Origin of the sequence: Shewanella aquimarina (assembly GCF_023349185.1) — a bacterium.
In the GTDB taxonomy this organism is placed as follows: Bacteria; Pseudomonadota; Gammaproteobacteria; order Enterobacterales; family Shewanellaceae; genus Shewanella; species Shewanella aquimarina.
Window position 1 is genome coordinate 99,815 of the sequence record NZ_JAKIKY010000004.1, and the last position, 24,816, is coordinate 124,630.

The following is a 24,816-nucleotide window of genomic DNA, read 5'->3' on the forward strand; positions in this document are numbered from 1 at the left end:
TTCTGCTCCCGACGCCTAAATTGCGGCCCCAGCTCTCCATTTCCTGTTCCCAGCTCTCCATTTCCTGTTCCCAGCTCTCAATTTTCTGTTCCAAGCATTTAGCCATTGGCATTCGCCACGAGCCGATCCTGAACATCACTCGTTCTCTTTATGCTTGCCGTCTTCTTCATTCATGCCGTGAAAACCGCCTGAAATCGGGCGTTACGCACGCTTTTTAAACGACTATCCCACCCAAGTCCCGGGCCAGATTGCCAAGCCGATAGCTTTGTTTTACTTTAGTGGGATTGTTTTGCTATTCCCCTTTGCTGCTCGCCCCGCTGGGCGGCCGACAAGCTCGTTTGGATAAGGAAAGAGATGCCAAGCTTAAATCGTATCGTGCTGATCAATACGCACCTCCCCGGCGTTGTGGAACTCGCCCTCGATGGACACACCAACATTTGTGGTACCAACGCCTCGGGCAAGACCACACTACAGCGTCTGGTGCCCGTGTTTTATGGCGAGTACCCCAGCCGCGTGGTGCCCTCGACCCGTGACAGCTTCGAGCGTTGGTATCTGCCCCATGATTCCAGCTATATCATCTACGAGTATCGCCGCGACGATGGCCTGCTGACCCAGGCTGTACTGGCCTCTGCAGGTGACGGCAAGGGGGTCAACTACCGTTTCATCGGCAAGGGCTTCGAGCTGGAAGACTATGTCAAGTCGCAACAAGGGGAGTCGATTCTTTGCCATAACATGGCCGAGCTCGGCCGGGAGATGAAACGCGCCGGGGTGGCGGTGACTAATTTGCTGAACACCCGTGAGTATCGCGCCATCATCCAAAACGATCGCACCCTGCTCAGCACCGGCAGCAACCGCAGCGAATTACGCGCCTACGCCCGCCAGTTCTCTCTGTGTCAGCACGAACACACGCTGCGCCATATAGAGAAGTTGGCCAAGGCGGTGCACTCTAAAGAGGGCAAGATGGAGACCATCAAGTCGATGATCGCCGCCATCCTGGAGGAGGACGGGGTTAACCCGCCGAGTTCACGCCTCAACCCGCAGCGGGTCGAGTCTTGGATCCGCGAGAGCCAGCTGATCCAGGGCTTTGAGCAGATCCGCCCCGAATTTGACAAGCTGGAACAGGAGTTTAACCAACTGCTGAGCGCGGAGCAGCGCCTGGCTGGGCTGAAGCGCGGCTATGGCAAGGATGAGGCTCAGGAGATAGAGCGTCAGGAGCTAAATCAGCAGCGCTCGAAAGATCTCGGCAACAAGCTGCGTCAGCTAGACGATGAGTGGAAGGAGCTGCGCGACGAACTCAACCTGGATCTCTCTGCCGCCAAGGGCGACGTGGCCAAGATAGAGCATGAGCTGGATATCATCGAAGATCAGCACGCAGGTTTTCTCGATGCCGATATCGAGCAGGCCAAGCTGGATCTCGAGCAGCTGCCCAGCTGGCGCGCCAGCCTGGAGAACCTGACCGAGCGTCATAAGCTGCAAACCGAGAAGCACCAGGATATAGAGGCGGCCTACAACGCCCGTCGCAGCAAGATAGGCGAGAATCTCAACCGCGAGCTGGAGCAGCTAGATAAGGAACAAGATAAGTATCGTGAAGCCAGAGACAAGCAGCAGGAGGCGGGCCGCGAGGAGCTGGCCGCTCTCGAGCAAAGCTGGCGTGAGCAGATGGAGGCGGGCCGTGCCAAGCACAACGAGCAGGAATACCAGCTCAAGCTGACGGCGGCCGAGCTGCAGATGCAGGTCAACGGCGTCACCTACAGCGAAGAAGAGAAGCTGACCCTGGCGGTGTTTGACGAGCGTATCTCCCGCGCCGACGAGGAGCAGGAGGCGTGCAACGCCATGGTGGATCGCCTGGCAGGCGAGGAGCGCAAGCTCAGAGCCAAGCGGGACCAGGCCAACGAGAGCCTGAGACAGGCAGGGTTAAGGGTTATCGAGCGTCAGGGCGCACTGGATGAGCTGCATCAGGTGCTCTTTCCTCAGTCTCATACCCTGCTTGAGTACCTGCGCAAGGAGGTCGACGGCTGGGAGGAGAGCATAGGCAAGCTGATCAACCCAGAGCTTTTACATCGCAGCGATCTGCACCCGGCCAAGTCGGCCGGCGGCGACAGCTTCTGCGGCGTCGAGCTGGATCTCAAGGCGCTGGCAACTCCAGAATATGCTGCCTCGGAGCAGGAGCTCAGGGGCCGCTACAGCGAGGCCGAGGAGGCGCTGGCCAGCGCCAAGCAGCTGCAGGCCGAGGCGGAGGAGGCCCTGGTGGCCATCAATGCCGAGCTGGATAAGCTTAATCGCGAACTCACCTTTGCCAAGACGGCCTACAAGAACAGCCGCGACGATCTGCGCCGCCTGTTCGACGAGAAACGCGCCGAGCAGGAGAAGATCAATCAGGCACTCTCTGCCCGTAAGGCCGAGTCGCAGAAGCGTCTCGCCCGTCTCGACAGCGAGATGAAACAGCTTAAGGCTCAGCATCAGGAGTGGCTCGAGGAACAAAACGAGCAGGCGCTCGAGGCGCGCATGGAGAAGAAGGCCTACTGGCAGGAAGTGGTCGGCGCGCTGGATGCCCAGCTCTCCCAGGTTAAGCAGAATATTAACGATCGCCGCCAGGCGGCCAAGGCGGAGCAGAAGGCCTGCGAGCAGTGGTATAAGGATGAGCTGAAGTCCCGCGGCGTGGATGAAGACAAGATCCTTAAGCTTAAGCAGGAGATCCGCGAGCTGGAGAGCAACATCAGCAAGGCGGAGCAGCGCCGCAGCGAGGTACTGCGCTTCGACGACTGGTATCAACACACCTGGCTGGCCCGTAAGCCTAAGCTGCAGACCGAGCTGAGTCAGGTCAAGATGGCGGTGACCGAGCTGACGCAACAGCTCACCACTAAGGCCAACGAGATTAAACATCAGCGCCAGCAATATGATAGCGAGCGTAAACAGTCCGATGCCATCCAGGTGGAGGCCTCGGAGAACCTGACCAAGCTGCGCGCCGTGATGCGCAAGCTGGCAGAGCTTAAGCTGCCATCGAGCCAGGATGAGATGCAGGGTGGACTCACAGAGCGTCTGCGTCAGGGCGAAGAGTTATTGCTGCGCCGGGATCAGCTGATGGGATCGGTGAAGCAGTATATCGAGCATTTCGACTCGGTGATCGCCAGCAAGTCGGGCTCTAGCCTGTCTGAGACCTGGGAGCGCGCCCGCGAGGAGTCGAGCTTCGTCAACGACAAGGGCATTCGCCTGCTGGATTATCGCAAGCTGGTGCCGCAGCTTGAGCAGCTGCTCAACGTAATGGTGCCACAGGCGATCATGGGGCTGCGAGAGCAGGGGCGTAACTTTGGTATCGATCTGACGGCGTTTTACGACGTGCTGGCGGATATCGACCGCCGCATCGCCTCCCAGAGTGCACGCATCACCCGCGAGGTGGGTGAAGAGCTGTTCCTCGACGGGGTGAGCGAGTCGGCGGTGCGTATCCGCTCACGCATCAGCGAGCTCGAGTTCTGGCCCGAGCTGGAGGAGTTCGTTAAGGCGTTCAAACAGTGGAAGGCCGAAGGCTTTGCCGATCTGCCTGACGAGCACTACACCAGCAGCATGCGCCGCGCCTTGGATATTATTGGCCGCGCCGCCCTGACTGGCGGTATCGCCAAGCTGCTGGAGATCGAGCTGCGCCTCAAGGAGGGCAACAGCGATCTGGTGATCCGTACCGACCGTCAGCTCAACGAGTCGTCGAGCCATGGTATGGCCTATCTGATCTTGTGTAAGTTCCTGCTGGCCTTCACCCGCCTGCTGCGTGGCCGCGCCGATGTCACCATTCACTGGCCGATCGACGAGCTGGGTACCCTGCACCACGGCAACGTGAAGAAGATCTTCGATGCCTGTGAGAACAACAACATCTCGGTACTGGGCGCCTTCCCGAACCCTGAGTCAGAGGTGCTTAACCTGTTTGCCAACCGATACATCATCAATAAGCAAACCAAGAAATTACAGGTGGTTAAGCCGCAAGTTAACCCTATTGCCGATAAGCTGAGCCAGCGTTTTGCCAAGGAGGCTGTGTAAATGAGCACTAGCACACAAACCGTACTCGTGGGCCAGGGCGCCCTGATCGAAGCCTTGCTGCGCGGCGAGTTTATCTGCCGAACCAGTAACGAAGACGCCTGGCGCGCGCTTAAATCCCAGACCACGCGTGACAGCGTCGAGCAATACCTGAATCAGATCAATCGTACCCTGGCCTCGGCCGGGGAGGGCGAGGTGTTCTTCTGTGGCTATCTGCAACTGGGTGATGATGAGCGTAAGGTGATCTCCAGTCAGTTTCGCGACATCTGTCATGCGCTGATCCCACTGGTGGAGTGGTTGGTGCTGGTGCAAGAGGCCAGCGGCCAGGATGCGCCCCTGTCAGAAGGTGCGGCGGTGCGTCTCAATGAGTTACAGACACGTATCGAAGATACGCCGGCGTTTCGTGAGCAGCTGGCTAAGATCAGCCACTATCGTCTGTTTGGCTCAAGTTCTACCCAGGTGGACGCGCAGATCAAGTTGGTGTTTAAACGCCTGGTGGAGCTGGGATATCTGCTGCGTCCCAACCAGGAGAAGCAGATCTATATCGCCACCGGTAAGCTGGACTATCTCTATGAGGTGATCCGCTTTATCGATGAAACCGAAGGACTCAGCCTGGAGGCCCAGGCGGAAACCGCAACCCAGAGGGACTTGATCTGATATGAGTAGCAACTTACATCAGGCGGGGGTCACGCTACTCAAGCAGCTGGGGCGCCATGCGGATCTCATCATGGATGTCTATCTGTCTGGCTCTGTGACCGAAGAGGGCGAACGCGCCGGTGCCATCGACAAGCTGCGTAAGGCCGACATCTTGTGGCAACCCGACGGCGAGCAGGGACTGAGGCTGAAACGCTCGGTGCGCGCCCTGCTCGAAGAGGTGCTGAGCGATGAGCGCAATCGACAGATCGATGCCAATGTTGGCTCTTCGCTTGCCACCATCAAGACCCTGGCGGATCACTATAAGGAGGCTCGCCAGGCGGCCGATTACGGCGCCAGCGAGGCCTATCTGGCCGATCTCAGCGAGCAGGTCTACAGCTTTACCGAGGGGCTGAAGTACTCTATTCGTGTGCTCTGGAGCCGGATCAACAACGAATTCGGTTATGTAGGCACCATCAACGCCAAGATACGTGAAAATGAGCTGGCCCAGAGTCAGGTGACCGAGCTGCTCAACGGCCTGGAGATGTTCCAGTTTAGCGAGCTGGGTCAGATTGCCGGCGATATCCGCGAGCTGCGTAAGCTGTTGGTGACCCGCTTACAAGAGACCCTGAGTGACTGTACCCAGGAACTGAGTGTGGTGCAGGGACGCCTGCTGGAGCTACTTGGCCGTTTCCGTCAGATCCTGGGGCGTACTCGCCTGCTCAAGGGCTGGCTGCTCTATACGGATATGCACCCAGACTATGAGGTGGCGGATCATGTGAGTCACAAGCAGCTGCCGACCCTGTTTAATCGCGCCGAGGCGATTCTGGCACCGGCGGCGGTGGATGTGACCAACACAGGTCAGGAAGCCGAACTGCTGGCCATGGTGTCGCAGATCAAGAGCATCAGCCGCGCGGGCCGTGATCTTTCGGTGCGTGACCATGATGTGCCTTTTGCGCTAGTGGAGGCGGAAGACTTCGATATTCCCGATAATCCGCTCAAGCTAGCGGTGGATGAGTATTTCTGCGCCGTGATCGACTCAGGACTCAGACAATCGGCGCTGGACTATCATAGAGCCAACGAGCTGAGCTGGGATACCGAGAGCTGGCTGTATCAGGTGATCTGTGGCTATGAAGGCCTGCCCGAGGAGCACAGGCGCTATTTCGAGCTTGAGCCCATAGGCGAGCGTCATCCTGTCTATAGCGGCAACTTCATCATACGTGACGTGGAGTTATGGTTGGCCTAAGTTTAAGCTTAAGCATTAGCCGTGATCAGGTGTTAACCAATATAGTGACTGCTTATCCGGTTGCTATCTGATGCTAAAAATCACTTAAAACCGTTAAATCAGTAGCTTATCAAAATGCTGGTTTAGCGGTTTTTGTTTATCTGCCTTCTTGGCTATCTGCTGTGTTTTCGCCTATGCCTAGTGGATCTCACTAGCCTCTGCCTGTGAGTAATGACTCTCACTGAATATCGTGGTTATGTCAGAGTTTAATGTTGGTTAATTTGTTCTTGCTGGCGTGTTTCACTGGCTTGAGAGAGGATTTTGTGAATGCCTTGTTGGTTTGTTGTGCTAACAGGTAAAACTTGTTATTTAGCCTTAAACGGGTGGTGTGTATGTTTGTGTTTTTAAATCAATGACTTGCATTGTGATCCTCTTTACTTTCACCTTTTGTAGGCTGTTAACCTGCCCAGATTATGATTGAAATTATCACTAGCATGATCCACTATCACTGACCAGTAACGGCAGAGCCACGGCTCTCATCACTATCTCCACGCTAGATGGAGAAGAAAAAAAGCGCACGATAGATGCGCGGCAAAACAAGGCAAGCATATGACTAAATCACTTTCAACGCGCATCTTTATCGGCCTCTTTTCTGGCCTGATTCTGGGTAGCATCATTCAATATTTCTTGGCCGATGTCGGGTTTTTCTCCGGTACCCTGGTCGAGGTCGCCTCCGGCTTAGGTACCATGTTCGTCAACATGATCATGATGATGGTGGTGCCCCTGGTCTTCGTCAGCATCGTCTGCGGCGTGCTGGAACTCGACGACCTCAAGAGTTTCGGTCGCCTTGGCGGCAAGACCTTCGGTTTCTACATCATCAATACCCTGGTGGCCATCTTCGCCGCCCTGACCGTGGCCCTGCTGCTTAAGCCGGGACTCGGGGTAGACATGACGGGGGGCACGGGCGCAGAGATCACTGCAACCGAGCTGCCTAACCTGATGCAGCTTATCGTCAACATAGTACCGAGCAACCCGGTAGCCGCCTTCACCTCGGGCAACATGCTACAGGTGATCTTCATGGCGCTGCTGGTAGGTGGTGTCATCAAGGCGATGAATGGCGCCGTGCCGCTGTTGCAACAAGGCTTCACGGAAGGCAACAAGCTGATGATGAAACTTATCAGTGTGGTGATGCAGCTGGCGCCGATTGGTGTGTTTGCGCTGATGTTTAAGCTGGGCGCGACCCTGGAGGCTAGCCTATTCCTCAGCGTTGTCGAATACCTGGTGGTGATCCTCAGCCTGCTGCTGCTGTGGATCTTCGTGGTCTACCCTTGGGCGGTGAGCCTGTTTACCCCTGTGTCGGCCAAGACCTTCCGCGCCAAGACCCAGGAGCAGATCCTATTCTCTCTGTCGACCGCCAGCTCGAATGCCACCATTCCTGTCACCATGCGTACCCTGACCGAGAAGCTGGGCGTGAAGCGCGCCGTGGCCGGTTTCGGCGTGCCGCTGGGGGCGACCATGAACATGGGCGGCGTCTCTATCTATATCACCATCGCCATCTTCTTCGTGGCTAACTCCTTCGGTGCTCCTATCGCCATGGATCAGCTGCCCGCCCTGCTGTTCAGCATCTTCCTGCTGTCTGTTGGCGCAGGCGGCGTGCCAGGCGGCGGCATGGTGATGATCGGCGTGCTGATTCACCAGATGGGTCTGCCAGTCGAGGCCTTCGTGATTGTCGCGGCACTGGATAGACTGATCGACATGGTACTGACCTCTTGTAACGTCGTGGGTGACGCCGCCGTGCTCACCATAGTCGACGCCACAGAGAACGCCCATGAAGAGGAGCAGGCTGTCACTGTGCCTCGTACCAGTGAGGTGAGTTAAGGTTAATCTTACGGTTTCATTTTATCGATAATTGGCCCGCCTCTGGCGGGCCTTTTTATTATTTGATTGTGAGGAAAGGGGTGCCAGCAAGCGTCATTCATCAGCGATGTGTATTAGCGCTTGGTTAACTAAGTGTTTGTTAAAAGTGTTGATTTTTTGTTTTATTTGGGTATTTTAGAGCGGTTGATATAGCACTTTATTACTAGAAAATGAGAAACGGTAATTAACCGTCGCTTGTAATAGATAGACGAAAGGGAATTCGATGAAACAATTCATGAGCTTATTACTCATCATAGTGGTGAGTACCCTCTCTGGCTGTGCCCAAAGGCTGCAGTCCATTTCAAAAGATGTTGATAAAACCTTAGCTGAAAACAGTGGTTACCTGCTGATCGGTGTTGATACCAATTGGGGATTACACAGTATTCTTATCGGCGGTGATAACAAGCTGATGTTGACCGAGCGCGATCTTAAGTTTGGTAGTAATTATATATTGGTGGATGTGCCAGCCGGTCATTATCGAATCGAAGATGTGAAGTTTGGGCGCTACGTCTATATGGAGCTTGAGGAGGGCTACTGGGATTTTGAAGTCCGGCCGAATCAGGTGAGCTATGTGGGGGACTTGAACATAGAAATTCAGGGATTGTGGGAAATCACGTCGGCAGAGATTATCCTCGAAAATCGTTCAACCAAGGCACTGCGTTTTCTCGAATCCTCTTTTCCTAACATTTTGCAGTCGCGTCAGGTGCGTTATTCAGGCCCTGGAAAAGATAACTTTCTCGAATTTGCAGAAGGCTTAAGCGAGTCGAAGGAGGCTGCACTATGAAGTATTTGATCGCCTTAGCACTGTTAATCATTAGCCTTTCGACTCATGCGTTGCCTATCCCGGCTTCGACGCTTTATCGCTCTCCCATGATGTCCCACGTGACATTTACGCCAAATGGCAAGCATATCTCTGCGCTTATCGTGGAGGAGGGCAAATCCTATATTTCACTTATCGATACTCGCGACAAGGAGTATCAACATATCGGCTCATTCGATAGCGATGAGCGACTGAGTGAATATAGTTGGATCAATGATGAAGTGCTCTATATCCATTATGTAAAGCGTGGTGAATCTAGGCATGTGCTACTCAAGCTGTCAGAGAAGGAGGGAAAGTTTACCTCTGAGTTGGTGCCGCTGCCAAACGATAGCTACCTAGTGGATCCGCTTGTTGATGAGCCCAACCATGTGCTTTTCGCCAAGAATCGCTATGACGGACGACTCAGCTACCAACTCTATAAACTGACCCTGGCACAGTTGCTGGATAAAGATTTCGACAAGGGCAGCCTTGTCGAACAAAAACTTAAAGATGTGGCTTTTTTTGGTTGGGACAGTATACGCAAAGCCTTGTTTGCCGTGACCGTTGATATTGAGGCGATGAAGGGGGAAGTGCTTTATCGAGAGTTGACAGATCGACGCTGGAAGCAGCTGTTTGAGATCACTGATAAGAAGGTGCAATTTAGCCCCATTGGCTTTATTGGCGATGATAAGCTGGCGGTCTTGAGCAACGAAAACACAGATAAGATTGCGCTCTATGAGTTTGATATTGCTAGCCAAAAGCTTGGTAAGCTTATCTATGAACATCCTAAGTATGATCTTGTCAGCGGAGAGGTGAATAATGCCGGCAATGGCATAAGTTCGGTGACCTATGTTGAGAATGGCCAGCATGTTATCCAATTTCTCGATAGTGGCACGACAGAAGGCGACTCACTGATTAAGCATCATTTCAAGGGTAAAGAAGGGGTCGTTAGTGCCTACGCGCCTGATAACAAGCACCAAGTATTATTTGTCTATGCCTCAAATGATCCCGGTAGCTACTATCTCTATGACCAAGAGGCGGACAAAGTTGAGTTGTTGACTGAGCTGAATCCTGACCTGATGGCCTTTGACTTGTCTGACACTCAGGTCTTTAGCGTAGAGAGTGTGCCTGGTGTTAACGTCGAAGGGTATCTCACACTGCCGAATCAGCAGAGTCGTAATGGTGTCTTGCTTGTTATGCCCCATGGTGGACCTATCGGTATACGTGACTATAACTACTTCAATAATGATACTCAGTATTTTGCAAGCCGTGGTTTTGCTGTCTTAAGGGTAAATTTCCGAGGCTCCGAGGGGTATGGCAAGTCTTTCCTAAATAGCGGTAAGGGCGAGTTTGGTAAGGCGATTGAGCAAGATATCACGGCTGCGGTTAATCATGTCAGGAAACAATATTCCTTCGAGAAGATGTGCGCCATGGGGGCGAGTTATGGTGGCTATTCTGCATTGATGTTAGCGATCAAGCATCCTAAAGATTATCAATGCGCCATTGGTGCCTACGGTGTCTATGACCTCCCGCTTTTGTTTAATGGTAGCAACTACAAGGTGCTAGAGGAATATCGCAAGGCAGTGAGTGAAGTTGTGGGTGAACTGAGTGACGACTTGTTGAAGTATTCCCCCGTCTATCTGGCCGATAAGATAGAAGCACCAGTGCTGCTAATTGCCGGTAAAGAGGATCGTATCGCCGACTTTGAACACTCGCAACGTATGCAATATGTGCTCGAGAAACAAGGTAAGCGGGTCGAGCACCTTTATTATGACAAGACGGCGCACGGTCAGAATACTTGGTATTGGCAGCAACATGAAAATGCTTATGTGGCCGATTATTTGAAACGAACCTTGGCGCTGTCTGAATACCATGAGATGGCGGGCGTAAAACCTGAACTTGCACACCAGCTGGGCTATGACCTGGCTATCATTGCCGATGGCTATAACTTTGATAATAAAGTTGAAAATAGTCCTTCTCAGGCACTTGCCTATTATCATCAAGCCGCGTTAGCCGGCGATGGACGCTCTGCCTATAACTATGGGGTTAAGCTGGTGCAAAAGGGCAAGCAGTTGCTTAAAGAGACTCAAGGGAAGCAGACCACAGAGCTGATGGGGGTCGATGACAGTCAGGAAGGCACTCGTCTGGTGGCGGATGGGATAAGCTGGGTAGAGATAGGTTCCTCCTTAGGTTATGCGTCGGCCAGTAATTGGCTCGGCTTGTTATACGATGAGGGCGAAGAGGTGACTCAGGATCTGGCCAAGGCGGTGGAGTTTTATAGCGCTGCGGTGGAGCAGGGTTATGATGCGCGATCTCAACTGAGGATGGGGAAAATATACTGCCTCGCCAAGGATGAGTTGAGAGATGTGAAGCGCTGCACCGAACTGCTTGCGCTCTCTAAGTTGGTGGACTTGCCGAAGAAAGATCAGAAAAATGCCGTGACTGACGATTCGCGTAAGTTGCTGCATTGGATAATAAGCCAGCTTTATACTTACGGACATTTTGATGCCAAAGAGATTCAGCTCATCCAGGATTTGGTTAAACAGGAGTATGGCGTCTCGGATGTGCAAGTGATGTTAGAGGGTGTTGAAGCCGGCGCAATCGAATACAGTCGTTATTACAAGAAGTATAGGATTTACGAGAAGCGTAAGCGTTTTGATGCCTCACCCAGCCTGGTGTTAGGAATGGTCTTCGAAGTTGAGCCGCAAAAAGGCGTGGATCAACAGAGCAAGGTCGCCTTTATCGCCAAGTGGACTAAAGAGGACGATAAGGGACGCAAAGAGATAGTGCAGACGAACTTCTTGTGGGGAAGCCAGGAGGACACATGGAGTACGCGTATCTCGTTTGGCGACGATGAGCTGTTCAAGGGTAAATTGACAGTGGAATTATCTGATCTCAATAACAATTTGCTTGCGACTAAGACATTGGAGCTCCTTTAACTTATTCGCTTGAGAGTAAAAAGGGACGCTACGCGTCCCTTTTTTATTGCTTTAGCTTCTAACCTCTCGATAGGCTACTCGGAGCAGTGCCCCTTGGTCAGTGCCCCTTGGTCAGTGCCCCTTGGTCAGTGCCCCTTGATCAGTGCCCCTTGGTCAGTGCCCCTTGGTCAGTGCCCCTTGGTCAGTGTCCCTTGGTCAGTGTCCCTTGGTCAATCGCCGGCTGAGGGCGCTCTGGCTTATTCCCAGCATCTGCGCCGCCGCCGTCTGATTGTTGGCCGTGCGGCTCATGGCCTCGTCGATCAGGGCCTGGTTCATCTCGGCCAGCGTCGGCAGGGACTTTGGAAAGATGATGTGATCTCCAGGCGTAGCCGTGAGTGACTTATGCTCCTTCACCGCCTCCATGAAGGGGGAGATGTTGAGGGTGACGCCGTCGCTGCGACTGACGGCATCGAATACCATACCCTTGAGCTCATTGAGGTTCCCAGGAAAGTCATAGTCCAGTAGTTTGGGCGCCAGATCCCTGGGTTGCTGTGGAGCACTAAGGGACATCTCCTCGGCGGCCTCGGCAATGAAGTGGTTGATCAACATGGCGATATCCAGCGGTCTCTCCGCCAGCCTAGGCAGCTTTATCTTGTGGGCGCGCAGGCGGTAGAGGAGATCGCTACGAAACTCGCCCGCCTTGTTCAGCGCAAGTAGATCATCCTGGGTGGAGACCACAAACTTACACTTTATGGGGAAACGACTGTCGCTGCCCTGGGGGGAGTAGCTTCTGCTCTCGATAAGCTCCAGCAGGATGATCTGGGCGCTCAGGGGGAGGGCGCCTATCTCACTCAGGTAGAGGACGCCACTGCCTGCCTGATGGAGCAAGCCGGTCACCGCATCGAGCTCACCATTAGGCTTATGGCTCAGGCGGCCACAGAGCTTGAGCTCGAAGGTGTCGCTGTTGATGCCCGCCAGGTTGAGGCTGACAAAGGGCTGCTCTGGACTGAACAGCTGGTGACAGGAGCGGGCGAATTCACTCTTGCCCGTGCCGCTCTCGCCGTAAATCAGCAGAGGCTCAGGGCTGAAGGCGACGGCCTCGAGATAGCGAAACTGATCCAGCAGCGCAGGCTCGCAGGTAAGAATATTATTAAAGGCCTTGGGGTTATCTAAGGTGCGGCTGAGAAAGCGCTCCTTGATATGTAGATAGTTGCGCTCTAGCCCCACCACCTCAAGTGCGCGGCGTACCGTATGGGCTAAGTCGCTGACATTGTCTGTCTTGATGAAGTAGTCGTAGGCGCCATGCTTGATGCAGCGCACCGCAGTATCCACCTCGTTGACGCCAGTGACTATGATCACCCGGGTATTGGGATGTTCGGCGCGGATCATCCCAAGCAGCTCTTCGCCCGAATGAAATGGCATGGTGAGATCGAGTAGCACCAGGGCATAGTCGCCTACCTCTAGGCGGTTGAGCACCTGGCGGCTGTCGACACAGGTATCTATCTCTGCCTCGGGGACCAGACGGTTGAGGGTTACCGCCAGCGTGCGTAGCCAGGAGGCCTCGTCGTCGACCAATAGGATATTGCGTGCAAGTTTCATCTGTCGTTGCTACTCCTGAACCAAGGCAAAACTAAGTTGGATACGGGTACCCTTACCGGGTGTCGAGTGGATCTGCATCTGCCCCTGATGCTCCTTGATGATACGGCTGCAGACCGACAGGCCCAGGCCGCTGCCGCCCTCGGTGCGCCGGGTGGTGAAGAAGGGCTCAGTGATGCGCTTAAGGGTATTGCTGTCCATGCCGCAGCCATTGTCGTTGACATTGATGATGGCGCGCCCCTGGCTAATCTGGGTGCTGATCTGAATGCTGCCCTCATGGGGTGGACAGGCATGGCAGGCGTTTTGGATAAGGTTGATTAACACCTGATGCAGCTGCTGGGCATCCCCCATAATTTTCGGGCTGGGCAGGTGCAGCAGCTTAGTGATCTGGCGGGTCTTGGTCTGGTTAGCGGTGAGACGCAGCGCCACCTCGACCACCTCGTTGAGGCACACCGGAGTATGTTCCTGGGTGAGATTAGGCAGGGCGTAGCGCTTGAGATCCTTGACGATACGGCTGATGCGCTTGGCGGCCTCCTCTATGGTGTCGCAGCTCACGCCCATCTCATCTATGGCTTGGCCGGGAGGCAGGCCGGCTACCTGCCAGAAGGGGTTGTGCTGCTGATAGTAGTTGGCTGCGGGCCTTAAGTCTTTCATCGCCGCCGAGAATAGCGAGATGGCGTGCAGGATGAGCCCGGTCGGGTTATTGATCTCGTGGGCGATGCCGGCAGAAAGCTCCCCAAGGGATGCAAGACGACTGGCCTCTTCGTTGGCCTGACGCAATTGATGTTGCTCCGTGCTCTCCTCAAGCAGGATCACCACCTGATCGTTGGCGATGGGGTGGATCTGCAGCTGCCAATATTGCTCCTGATACATCATATCGGCGATCAGTGATTTTTGCTGGGTGAGTACCTGCAGCACGGCGGGCCTGAGGTCGAACGCCTGGTTATCTATGTAATGAAAGGCTTCCGAGATCAGCAGGTGCACATTGTTGTCGTTACTCCACAGGCGCTGTAGCTCGCGGTTGACTATGGTGACCCCGTGAGGAATACCGTCCAGCACAGACTGGAACTGTTTGGAGATGTTGGAGATCTCCGCCTCGACCCGGCGGCGCTGAATGAGCTCGGCGTCCAGCGCCTTCTTGCGCCTGCGCAGGCTGGCACTGATGAAGCCTGTGTAGATCATGCCGCTCGCCGAGACGATGGCGACTAAGATCGCCAGAGAAAACATACGTTTCTCTGTCGAGGTCAGGTCGACTTTCTCGCGGCCGGTACCAAACCACTTGTTGACCAGGCGGTCATATTCACCCGACAGCTTGAGCTGGCGCAGGGCGTCGTTGATCTCATGCATCAGCTGCGACTTTTTGCCGTTACAGACGAAGTTGAAGGCACCGTAGATGAGGGCGTCGCTGGAGCTGCGCACCGAAGGGTAGAGTGGCAGCAGGCGGCGGGCCACGAAGCTCTCGGCGATCACCACATCCACTTCGCCCTCAATCAGCTGCTTGAAGCCGGTTTCATACAGGTCGACATCGACGCGGTTAAATTTTTGCGGATAGCCTGAGAGATAGACGTCGACGAAGGCGCCTTTCTTGATGGCAACCCGTTTACCCACCAGATCTGTCCAGCTGTTGATCAGTGCCTTGCCTTGTAGGGTGTAGGCCTTGGCGTGGGTGGCATAGATGGGATCGGACTGGCTGAGTTTGCGATCCAGATTCACCGGGCTGACCACGGCGATCACATCTATGTCGCTGCCGGGATTGTGCACATCTTTTACCAGCTGCTGAAAGCTCTTGCGGCGGATGATGATCCGCCTGTCGATCAGCTGGCCTATTCTGTGCATCAGCTCTATGTTGAAGCCTTGGTCAACACCGTTGTTGCGCCACTCTAGCGGCGCGGTCTTAGAGTGGACGCCAAAGACGATGCTCTCCTGTGTCAGTGCAGGAAAGCTGATAAATAGTAGGCAGATAAGTAAGCGTTTCATGCGGAAATGTTACATTTTTCCGATGCAATAAACTGTGCTGTATTACGCGAATTAGCGATTTCTTATCTAGGGCCTGTTTATCTTTCGCGTTCATTTTTGCAGCACTCTGTATCGATTTTATACAAGGCAGAGCGATTGTAATCTAGTGTGCTATATCAATGAGCGATAACGCAGTAGAAAAATGATACAGACGCTGCCCGCAGGGTTCGTCTTGAGCACGTTCAACTCTTTATTACTCGGCTTTTATATAGAATAACTATACTCCAAGCCTCCTGCCGCGATTTGAACGTGCTCAATTAGAACAAAATTTGTTCTCAAAAGGTCAACAGGCCCTAGCTAACATTTGGGTGATCTCGATCTCCGTGGGTTATGCATTTTTGCATATACCTCTTTGTGATTATGCATACTTGCATAGGGGATCTCGGGGCATGTGATTGAGGTGTCATTTCTGAGGGTTATTTAGGGTATCCGTTTGCCGCTTTGTCATCCCTGGTTAATCATTTATATCGAGCGATAGTGAAGGCCCTAGGTACTCATCAATACCTGTTAAGGCTTTCTTCTAAAGTTAAGTGTGAATCACTTTAATCTAAATATAATGTAAGTGCTTCTAAATTCAGCGGGTTAAGCCTGTAAGTTTAGAAGGGGGAGCAAAGATGAAAAAGATGAAACTTGCGGTTTGTCTAGCCACATTAATGGGCACAGCCGGATTCATGGGCAACGCCATGGCAGCCGATAACCTGGCTGACTTCCACGCCCAAAATCAAGAATGTGATAGCTGCCACCAACCCGATGGTGAGTTGTCAAACGACAGCCTGACCTATGAGAACGAGCAGTGTGTATCTTGTCATGGTACCTTAGCTGAAGTGGCTGAAACCACTAAGCATGAACACTACAACGCCCACGATTCTCACTTCCCTGGCGATGTATCCTGTACCTCATGTCACAGCGCCCACGAAAAGTCTATGGTCTACTGTGATTCTTGCCATAGCTTCGATTTCAACATGCCATATGCCAAGAAGTGGGAGCGTCACGAGCCTACTATTGCCGAACTGGCGAAAGACAAGGCAGAACGTCAAGCGGCTCTTGCTAGCGCACCTCGCGATACCGTTGACGTAGTGGTTGTGGGTTCAGGCGGCGCAGGTTTCTCTGCCGCAGTATCGGCCCATGATAACGGCGCCAAAGTCATTCTGATTGAGAAAGAGCCTGTTATCGGTGGTAACGCTAAGCTGGCGGCCGGTGGTATGAACGCCGCTTGGACAGATCAGCAAAAAGCGAAAAACATCAAAGACGACCCAGAGATCATGTTTAAAGACACCATGAAAGGTGGCCGTAACATCAACGATCCTGAGTTGGTTAAGATCCTTTCTTCTCACTCTAAAGGTTCAGTTGATTGGATGACCGCTATGGGCGCCGACCTAAGCGACGTAGGTCGTATGGGTGGTGCATCGGTTAACCGTTCACACCGTCCAACGGGTGGTGCAGGTGTAGGTGCACACGTGGTACAGGTGCTTTACGATAACGCGGTTAAGCGCAACATCGACATCCGTATGAACACTCGCGGCATCGAGATCCTAAAAGATGATAGCGGCAAGGTAAAAGGTATCCTGGTTAAGGGTATGTACAAGGGTTACTACTGGGTGAAAGCCGATGCAGTGATTCTGGCTACCGGTGGTTTCGCTAAGAACAACGAGCGCGTGTCTAAGCTGGATCCTAAGCTGAAAGGTTTCGTATCGACTAACCAACCAGGTGCAGTAGGTGATGGTATCGACGTAGCAGCAAACGCTGGCGCGGCGATGAAAGATCTTGAATATATCCAAGCTCACCCAACCCTATCTGTTAAAGGTGGTGTGATGGTGACAGAAGCGGTTCGTGGTAACGGCGCTATCTTAGTTAACCGTGAAGGTAAGCGCTTCGTCAACGAGATCACTACTCGTGACAAGGCTGCCGCGGCTATCCTGAAGCAAACTGGTAAGTCTGCCTATCTGATTTTCGATGACTCAGTTCGTAAGTCTCTGAAGAAGATCGATAAGTATATCGGCTTGGGTGTTGCACCTAGCGCAGATAGCCTAGAGAAACTAGGTAAACAGGAAGGTATCGACGGTAAAGCACTTACCGAAACCGTTGCACGCTACAACAGCTTCGTGACTGCCGGTAAAGATGCTGATTTCGAGCGTCCTAACCTGCCACGTGCACTAAACGAAGGTAACTACTATGCCATCGAAGTAACTCCTGGTGTTCATCACACCATGGGTGGCGTGATGATCGATACCAAGGCTGAGGTAATGGATGCTAAGAAGCAGGTCATTCCAGGTCTATATGGTGCCGGTGAAGTAACTGGTGGCGTTCACGGTGCAAACCGTCTGGGTGGTAACGCTATCTCTGACATCATCACCTTCGGTCGCCTAGCGGGTGAAGAAGCAGCGAAATACTCTAAGAAGAACTAAATCTTCTTAACTAACCTAACTCATAGGTTACTAACATAGTTTAGCAACATCCCAAAGGTGGCTAGGAAGCCACCGCTAAAAAAGCCACGGTCTCCGCCGTGGCTTTTTTGTGTCAGGAACACTTATGCCAAAGCCCAGGGATGGAAGGCATTGGTGTTTGTATAGGGACTTACGTTTATGGGGACGTTATCCCCGGTGGCCCTGCTATCGACGTTCGCAGATGCATCTATACAGGAAGTTTTACCTCTTAGATTAGGCTTTAACTCTGCCATTTAAGGGTTAAGCGTTTGGGATTTCGTACTATTAGGCTTTTCGTTGTTAGAATGGTTTCCTGTATTCAAATAGGCAGCAAAGTTGAAAATTTTAGTTACAGGCACTGCGGGTAGGGTCGGTCGGGCCATCTATATTCACCTAATGAAAGAGCATGAAGTCGTTGGGATCGATAGGACACCATGTTCGACCGCTGATGTTGTCGGAGATATCCGTGACACTGCCTTATTGGCAGAAGCGTTAGAAGGTGTCGAGGTGATCATTCATACCGCGGCGCTTCATGCGCCCCATGTTGGGTTGGTACCAGATGATGAATTTGAAGAGATCAATATCAAAGCGACAGAGCAGTTGGCTCTGATGGGGGTAAAAAAGGGGATCAAACACTTTGTATTCACCAGCACTACTGCCCTTTATGGTTTTGCGTCAACTCCCGAAGGACGTGCTGGATGGGTTGATGAAACTGTGATGCCAAGGCCTAAGACGATCTATCATCATTCAAAGATTAAGGCTGAGCAGTTACTCGAAAATATCTCAAGCTCGTTTGATTTACCTGTCACGGTTCTGCAGATGTCGCGCTGTTTTCCTGAACCGGTGAACTTAATGGCTGTCTATCGTTTGACCCGCGGCATAGATGCTCGAGACGTTGCCCGTGCCCATGCCTGCGCCGTGAAGCGTAGGTTGTCAGGGTTCAGGCGTTACATCATTTCCGGTAAGACCCCCTTTAGCAAAGCATGTTGTGAAAGGCTTTATCGAGATGCCAATGATGTTATTCGAGAGGCGATACCGGGGCTTGCCGAGAGCTTTGCGGTTCGAGGTTGGAGCATGCCACAATCGCTCGATCGTGTGTATGATTCAAGCCTGGCACAGCATGAGCTTGGCTGGCAGCCCAAATATGGTTATGAGAGTGTATTGAGTTTGCTCGATAATGAAAGCGCCGAGGTTCTACCAATGAAAAGTCAAAGTTAGCAAAGAAACAAATTGCCTGTATGATTCGAACCTAGAGTCTTAAGTTTGTCTAAGTAGGATATTTCGCATCTTATAATTAAGCGCAGTTTAGAAAATGGAGTGTTAAGTCGAATGGATTTAAACGCAACTGTTTGGGGGCAAGTGTATTTGGTTCTTGCTCTTATCGTTATTTATCTGACAATTAGGTATGCAAAAGGCATTTCTAACAATCTTTCTTTGGTTGTTTTTTATACGTGCATCCTAAATGTTTTTATGCCGCCGGTTGGCTGGATATATTGTTTCTACTGGTTTAGACGCAGCGCTTTAGGAAAAATCAGCTAATAAAGAGTTTAGGCTGCGAAAGAGGTGAGTGCTGTCTTTCGATAGCTTTTATGCATTGACTGTATCTATTTGGGTATTGAGAAACGATAAGGAAAGGAGACCTTAAATTATGCAAAGCGTTGTTGAAGTGCTAGAGAGCGAAGGGTTTAACGTTCGTCAAAAGAATAGCAAAGTTCTAGTAAAGTTAGATGGCCTCGCTAACCCTGTCACTGTCACCAAGGATATTGCGAAGGACGAGTATAAGCTTGGTAGCAACGATTGGGGCATGTCGTTATCCGCTTCTTTGGTTCTTATGCTCGGCCTTTATGGATATCAACAGCATAGTGACAGCTTAATTAATGCTGTTTTTATTGCCGGAGCCCTGTGGTTGTTTGTCGTCGTGCTGCTTACCGAACTTAAGTTGACAAAATTGCGTGCGCTTATCGATAAACTCAATCGAGAAAGCCGCTGCTAACAAGTGACTATCGCAATACCACTGTTGTCACTATGCTAGTTACAAATTAATGTCAGGGAGTAAACATGGATGTCAGTAAGAAGCAGTTAGATGCTGCGGCGCGGGAAAATATCATTTCAGCTCAGCAAGCTGAAGCTCTCTATCAGTTCTTAGCCGCTCAGCCTAGTGCCAATCCCAAATTTACCTTTACCCATGTGCTCTATTACTTGGGTGGGCTTATCGCCATCGGCGCAATGACGCTTTTCATGAACTTAGGGTGGGAGTCCTTCGGCGGCGCAGGTATTTTGTTTATCTCGATGCTGTATGCGGCTGTTGGTTTAACCCTGACCAACAGGTTTTCGGCAAGAGGCCTCATCATCCCAGCTGGCATTTGTGCCACCTTTGTCGTCTGTTTAACCCCTCTAGCGATTTATGGCCTGCAACAATGGTTAGGTGTATGGCCAGATGAGAGTGCCTACAGGGATTATCACAGAGTCATAAAATGGCATTGGTTATACATGGAACTGGGTACACTCGTCGTCGGCGTCATCACCGCGTGGCGATATAAATATCCCTTTTTAATCATGCCTATCGCGGTCACCCTCTGGTATATGACGATGGACATGACAGTGGTGATCTCGGGTGATGAAATAACATGGGAGCTTAGATCCTTAGTCTCAATGTATTTAGGCCTATTAATGATAGGGCTCGCCTTTTGGGTCGACATCAGGTCTCACCATAAGGCTGACTATGGCTTTTGGATCTACATTTTCGGCGTCATCGCCTTTTGGTGTGGCTTAACTTTCCAGCACTCAGACAGCGAACTATCAAAGTTTATCTATTTCTGCATTAACCTTTTGATGATAGGGGTTGGCGCGCTGTTAGTTCGAAGAGTATTCGTGGTATTTGGTGCCCTTGGCAGTTGCGGCTATCTCAGTTACTTGGCTTACGACGTCTTTAAGGATAGCTGGCTGTTCCCGATTGCATTATCGTTAATCGGGCTCGGGGTGGTTTATCTCGGCGTGCTCTGGCAGAAGCATGAAAAAGCCATTACCGAAAAATCGAGAGCATTATTGCCGGCGCCACTTAGGGAACTGCTGGAATCAAAGTCGTGAATTGGCTTTTAACATGCTTCCCGTGAGGCAATAAAAAAGTCGCCAGTTGGCGACTTTTTCATTTAATAAACAGGAGAAGATTAGTTTACAGGCTTGGCTCTTCGCTGTAGTCTTGGCCGTGGTATTCAAGGCAGGCATCGACTTCGTTGGCCGAGCCTAAGATCACAGCGACGCGCTGGTGGATCTCGCTTGGCTGGATGTCCATGATGGTTTCATAACCGGTAGAGGCCTTGCCGCCAGCTTGTTCGACCAGGAAAGACATAGGGTTAGCTTCGTACATTAGGCGTAGCTTGTATGGCTTCTCTGGATTCTTGTTGTCGGTTGGGTAGGTGAACAGGCCGCCGCGTGACAGTACACGGTGCACGTCGCCAACCATGGCCGCGATCCAGCGCATGTTGAATGACTTCTCGCGTGGTCCGATTTTGCCAAGCAGCAGGTCGGCGATATAGGTCTGCATCGGTGCTTCCCAGAAACGCTGGTTAGACATGTTGATGGCGAATTCGCTGGTGTCCTTGCTGATGGACATGGCGTCGTTGGTCAGCAGGTACTCGTTAGTCTCAGGGTTGAGAGTAAACAGCTGTACCCCTTGGCCAGTGGTGAGGGCCAGCATGGTCGATGGACCATATAACACGTAACCAGCGGCGACCTGCTGACGACCCGCCTGTAGGAAGCTCTGCTCGCTCAGCTCACCGCTAGGAGCCGGCAGTACCGAGAAGATGGTACCGACCAGAGAGTTGATGTCGATGTTTGACGAACCATCCAGTGGGTCGAAACAGACCAGGAAGTCACCGCTCTGACCTACCTCGACAATATGATCTTCCTCTTCAGATGCCAGACCACGTACCGTGCTGTCGGCCGTTAAGGCTTCTTTGAGCATGTCGTTGGTGATCACGTCGAGCTTCTTCTGGGTTTCGCCTTGAACGTTTTCCTGTTCTGTGGCGCCCAGCACGCCTGCGAGGGCGCCGTGACGCACCGCGTGGCTGATGGCTTTAGAGGTATCGGCCAGCGTGGTTAACAGCTGGGCTAGCGGAGCTTGAATTCCTTGTGAACTAAGGTGTTGTGCCAGAGTTTGCATGTTATTTCCTATGACAAATGGGAGCTAGGCTCGCACTGGAGGTCAGATCTTGTTTATCTTGTTATGCGGGCGATTCTACCCCAGATGAATCATTTTTTCAGCGGCAATTTAGGTCGGCTGGATCGCGGTTTTCGTTTTGGGTCACTTTAGGGCACAATGTCAGCCTGCAATTTGACCTAACTGTTTTCTATCCGGACATAATAATGACTAAAAAATGGATAAGTTCAGCCTTAATGGCGGTGCCTATGTTTTTATCTCATGCGGTAAGTGCGTCACAACCCCAACTTGTACAGCCACTTGGCGGCAACGAGCCCCTCACCGTAGAGAGGCTCTATGCCTCTCCGGCATTGGCGGGCAGTAGCCCAAGAGGATTAAAGCTGTCGCCCGACGGTAAGCGTGTGACCTATCTGGCTGGTCGGGCAGAGGATCAACACTTCTACGATCTCTGGCAGATGGAGGTGGCAACGGGTAAACAGAGCCTGCTGCTCGATGCCGATAAGTTAAAAAGTGCCGAACTGTCCGACGAAGAGAAGGCGCGGCGTGAGCGCCAGCGCATCTATGGTCAGGGGATCATGGAATATTTCTGGGCGGACGATAGCCAGGCGCTGCTGATCCCGGCATCGGGCGCCCTCTATTACTACTCGCTGAGCGATAACAAGGTGACGCAACTGCCTGTAGGGGAGGGCTTTACCACAGATGCCAAGCTGTCGCCTAAGGGGCATTATGTCTCTTTCGTGCGGGATCAGAACCTCTATGTATTCGATCTGAAAACCCAGAAGCTGACTGCCATGACCACAGACGGTGGTGGCGCCATCAAGAATGGCATGGCCGAGTTTGTCGCCCAGGAGGAGATGGACAGGATGACGGGTTACTGGTGGGCGCCGGATGAGTCGGCCATCGCCTTTACACGTATCGACGAGTCCGGTGTAGAGCTGGTGACCCGCAACGAGATCTATGCCGATGGCATCAAGCTAACCGAGCAGCGTTACCCTTATGCGGGTAAGAACAACGTGGTCATCGACTTGGGCGTGGTGACCCTGGCCGATAAAAAAGTGCGCTGGGTCGACCTGGGAGAGGAGAAGGATATCTATCTGCCGAGAGTGAAGTGGTTGCCAGACAGCCTGCAGCTTTCCTTTCAGTGGCAGAGCCGAGATCAGAAAACCTTAGATCTGCGTATTGTCGATCTACGTAGCCAGGATGCCCCAATGACCATGATCCGCGAGGAGAGTGACGCCTGGGTGAACCTGAATAACGACCTATATTTCCTCAAAAAATCAACGCAGATGCTGTGGGCATCGGAGCGCGATGGCTTTAACCATCTGTATCTGTTCGATCAGCAGGGACGACTGCTTAAGCGGTTGACTAAGGGCGATTGGGCGGTGGACGAGCTGGTGCATGTGGATGAGCAGGCGGGTTGGGTCTATTTCACCGGCCGCAAGGCGAGCGTGGTCGAGCAGCACCTGTTCCGCGTACCGCTTAAGGGCGGCAAGATAGAGCAGCTGAGCAAGCGTAGCGGCATGCACGCGCCGGTATTTGCCGACAATCAGGCAATCTATCTGGATTACTTCAACAGCCTGGCGCAGCCGCCGCAGATTAGTTTGCACGACGAGCAGGGCAAGCGTCTGGCCTGGGTGGAGCAGAACAAGGTGGATAAGGCGCACCCTCTCTATCCTTACTTTGGTCAGTGGCAGCTGCCCGAGTTTGGCCAGATAAAGGCTGAAGACGGTCAGGCACTGCAATATCGTCTGTTTAAGCCGACGCAATTTGATGCCACTAAGCAGTACCCTGTGGTGGTGCGCGTCTACGGTGGTCCCCATGCCCAGCTGGTGGTTAACAGCTGGAGCGAGCACGACTACTTTACCCAGTATCTGCTGCAACAGGGCTTTATCGTGTTCCAGCTGGATAACCGCGGCTCGGCCCATCGTGGTACTAAGTTCGAGCAAGTGATCTATAAACATCTGGGCGAGGCCGAGGTGAACGATCAGAAAGCGGGCGTCGACTACCTGCGTAGCCTGAGCTATGTGGATGGCAATAACATCGCCATCTATGGCCATAGCTATGGCGGCTACATGGCCCTGATGAGCCTGTTTAAGGCGCCGGATCATTTTAAGGCGGCTATCTCGGGTGCCCCCGTGACCGACTGGTCTCTGTATGACACTCACTACACAGAGCGTTACCTGTCGCATCCAGAGACCAATGCCGAAGGCTACGCGGCCTCTAGTGTACTGCCGTACGTCAAAGGCTATCAGTCTGGTCTGCTCATGTATCACGGTATGGCCGACGACAATGTGTTGTTTGAAAACAGCACCCGTGTCTACAAGGCGCTACAGGATGAGGGCAAGCTGTTCCAGATGATAGATTACCCCGGTTCTAAGCACTCGATGCGCGGTGAGAAGGTGCGTACCCACCTCTATCGCTCACTGGCCGACTTCCTCGACAGACAGTTGAAGCACTAAGCTATCGGTGCTAGGCCTTAGCAAAACAAAAGCCCTGTTGTTTATCGAAAGCAGCAGGGCTTTTTGTTGGGGAATTAGTATTGAAGTTAGATGACTCTGTTTTTAATTAACTTCAATAAGATATGAATAAACTGAACTTATCCTAGATAGCCTGGCCGTTGCGTCTTGCTGCACTTATCAAAAGAAGTGAAATCGAAGAGATAGAAGATACCTGTGTAAACACGATTTTGGCCCTTGACGACAGGACGTCGTCGTGGAGCCTCCAAGGATGGAAGTACGGCGTGCCAAAATTGTGTTTGCACATCCCTCGCCGGGCAGGTGATTCAAAGCAATGAAGTGTGATGAGGTTAATTAGGTTAGTGTGACAAAATTTGTAGGTGCAAATACCAAAGCTATCCATTCTTGGGCTTTGGCATAGTGTACCAGACACAAATCCCCTCTTTGGCCTTCTGACCTCCAGGTCTAAATCCTTCCCTAGGATTTTAGACATTCCCCACTTCCCTGTGGGTCAGGGAGGAAATGCCTCGAAATGTCTGGAACATTTCAAGGCCCTGGCCACCGGGGATACCTCTCCATAAACAGAAAATCCATGTACAACCCCCCTCTTTGGCCTTCCTTGGCCACCGGGGATAAGTACAATCCATGTAC

General features: G+C 52.4%; 14 protein-coding genes. 11 read left to right on the forward strand and 3 right to left on the reverse strand.

The features are described 5' to 3' along the window. Positions 1-354: 354 nt before the first annotated feature. The 6 genes from L2731_RS06600 to L2731_RS06625 all read left to right on the forward strand — a co-directional run bounded on the left by L2731_RS06600 (position 355) and on the right by L2731_RS06625 (position 11,536). Entirely contained in the window at positions 355-4,026 is a 3,672-nt protein-coding gene (locus L2731_RS06600; RefSeq protein ID WP_249252355.1) for an ATP-binding protein, read from the forward strand. Continuing rightward, positions 4,027-4,680, forward strand: coding sequence for a condensin complex protein MksE (locus tag L2731_RS06605; protein ID WP_041510107.1), 654 nt, complete (start codon positions 4,027-4,029; stop codon positions 4,678-4,680). A gap of 1 nt (position 4,681) precedes the next feature. Next, positions 4,682-5,902 (forward strand): phosphoenolpyruvate carboxylase, encoded by a 1,221-nt coding sequence (locus L2731_RS06610; RefSeq protein ID WP_249252357.1) that lies wholly within the window; start codon positions 4,682-4,684, stop codon positions 5,900-5,902. 588 nt (positions 5,903-6,490) lie between these two features. Beyond that, the gene (locus tag L2731_RS06615; protein ID WP_249252358.1) at positions 6,491-7,759 is read left to right on the forward strand and encodes a dicarboxylate/amino acid:cation symporter; all 1,269 of its coding nucleotides are present in this window, start codon (positions 6,491-6,493) and stop codon (positions 7,757-7,759) included. A 262-nt stretch (positions 7,760-8,021) separates the two neighbouring features. Beyond that, entirely contained in the window at positions 8,022-8,582 is a 561-nt protein-coding gene (locus L2731_RS06620) for a hypothetical protein (protein WP_249252359.1), read from the forward strand. After that, complete coding sequence (locus L2731_RS06625) at positions 8,579-11,536, forward strand: prolyl oligopeptidase family serine peptidase (RefSeq protein WP_249252360.1); 2,958 nt, start codon at positions 8,579-8,581, stop codon at positions 11,534-11,536. The genes L2731_RS06620 and L2731_RS06625 overlap by 4 nt, the downstream gene beginning before the upstream one ends. A 195-nt stretch (positions 11,537-11,731) precedes the next feature. On the opposite strand, the gene L2731_RS06630 is transcribed toward L2731_RS06625, so the two are convergent. Beyond that, positions 11,732-13,114: a sigma-54-dependent transcriptional regulator gene (locus L2731_RS06630; protein WP_239849646.1), complete on the reverse strand. Its 1,383-nt coding sequence runs from the start codon at positions 13,112-13,114 to the stop codon at positions 11,732-11,734. Positions 13,115-13,123: 9 nt separating this feature from the next. Beyond that, a complete protein-coding gene (locus L2731_RS06635; RefSeq protein WP_249252361.1) occupies positions 13,124-15,088 on the reverse strand; it encodes an ATP-binding protein in 1,965 nt (654 codons plus the stop codon). A gap of 653 nt (positions 15,089-15,741) precedes the next feature. On the opposite strand from L2731_RS06635, the gene L2731_RS06640 reads away from it, so the two are divergent. From L2731_RS06640 to L2731_RS06655, 4 genes are all read left to right on the forward strand, one after another. Further along, a complete protein-coding gene (locus L2731_RS06640) occupies positions 15,742-17,532 on the forward strand; it encodes a flavocytochrome c (RefSeq protein ID WP_249252362.1) in 1,791 nt (596 codons plus the stop codon). A gap of 354 nt (positions 17,533-17,886) precedes the next feature. After that, complete coding sequence (locus L2731_RS06645; RefSeq protein WP_249252363.1) at positions 17,887-18,768, forward strand: NAD-dependent epimerase/dehydratase family protein; 882 nt, start codon at positions 17,887-17,889, stop codon at positions 18,766-18,768. Positions 18,769-19,198: 430 nt separating this feature from the next. Then, positions 19,199-19,543, forward strand: a complete 345-nt coding sequence (locus L2731_RS06650; RefSeq protein WP_249252364.1) for a hypothetical protein — start codon at positions 19,199-19,201, stop codon at positions 19,541-19,543. A gap of 65 nt (positions 19,544-19,608) precedes the next feature. Next, entirely contained in the window at positions 19,609-20,637 is a 1,029-nt protein-coding gene (locus tag L2731_RS06655) for a DUF2157 domain-containing protein (protein WP_249252365.1), read from the forward strand. A gap of 85 nt (positions 20,638-20,722) precedes the next feature. On the opposite strand, the gene L2731_RS06660 is transcribed toward L2731_RS06655, so the two are convergent. Beyond that, on the reverse strand, positions 20,723-21,712 hold the full coding sequence (locus L2731_RS06660) for a class 1 fructose-bisphosphatase (RefSeq protein WP_249252366.1): 990 nt from the start codon (positions 21,710-21,712) through the stop codon (positions 20,723-20,725). A 203-nt stretch (positions 21,713-21,915) separates the two neighbouring features. On the opposite strand from L2731_RS06660, the gene L2731_RS06665 reads away from it, so the two are divergent. Then, positions 21,916-24,168 carry a S9 family peptidase gene (locus L2731_RS06665; RefSeq protein ID WP_249252368.1) on the forward strand — a complete coding sequence of 751 codons (2,253 nt, stop codon included), beginning with the start codon at positions 21,916-21,918 and terminating at the stop codon, positions 24,166-24,168. The last annotated feature ends 648 nt before the right edge of the window (positions 24,169-24,816 follow it).

Bases quoted from the DNA above. Each gene is read 5' to 3' on its own strand.
- L2731_RS06610 (WP_249252357.1), top strand. From the start codon at position 4,682: ATGAGTAGCAACTTACATCAGGCGGGGGTCACGCTACTCAAGCAGCTG.
- L2731_RS06620 (WP_249252359.1), top strand. From the start codon at position 8,022: ATGAAACAATTCATGAGCTTATTACTCATCATAGTGGTGAGTACCCTC.
- L2731_RS06640 (WP_249252362.1), top strand. From the start codon at position 15,742: ATGAAAAAGATGAAACTTGCGGTTTGTCTAGCCACATTAATGGGCACA.
- L2731_RS06615 (WP_249252358.1), top strand. From the start codon at position 6,491: ATGACTAAATCACTTTCAACGCGCATCTTTATCGGCCTCTTTTCTGGC.
- L2731_RS06650 (WP_249252364.1), top strand. From the start codon at position 19,199: ATGCAAAGCGTTGTTGAAGTGCTAGAGAGCGAAGGGTTTAACGTTCGT.
- L2731_RS06660 (WP_249252366.1), bottom strand. From the start codon at position 21,712: ATGCAAACTCTGGCACAACACCTTAGTTCACAAGGAATTCAAGCTCCG.
- L2731_RS06630 (WP_239849646.1), bottom strand. From the start codon at position 13,114: ATGAAACTTGCACGCAATATCCTATTGGTCGACGACGAGGCCTCCTGG.
- L2731_RS06635 (WP_249252361.1), bottom strand. From the start codon at position 15,088: ATGAAACGCTTACTTATCTGCCTACTATTTATCAGCTTTCCTGCACTG.
- L2731_RS06605 (WP_041510107.1), top strand. From the start codon at position 4,027: ATGAGCACTAGCACACAAACCGTACTCGTGGGCCAGGGCGCCCTGATC.
- L2731_RS06625 (WP_249252360.1), top strand. From the start codon at position 8,579: ATGAAGTATTTGATCGCCTTAGCACTGTTAATCATTAGCCTTTCGACT.
- L2731_RS06600 (WP_249252355.1), top strand. From the start codon at position 355: ATGCCAAGCTTAAATCGTATCGTGCTGATCAATACGCACCTCCCCGGC.
- L2731_RS06655 (WP_249252365.1), top strand. From the start codon at position 19,609: ATGGATGTCAGTAAGAAGCAGTTAGATGCTGCGGCGCGGGAAAATATC.
- L2731_RS06665 (WP_249252368.1), top strand. From the start codon at position 21,916: ATGACTAAAAAATGGATAAGTTCAGCCTTAATGGCGGTGCCTATGTTT.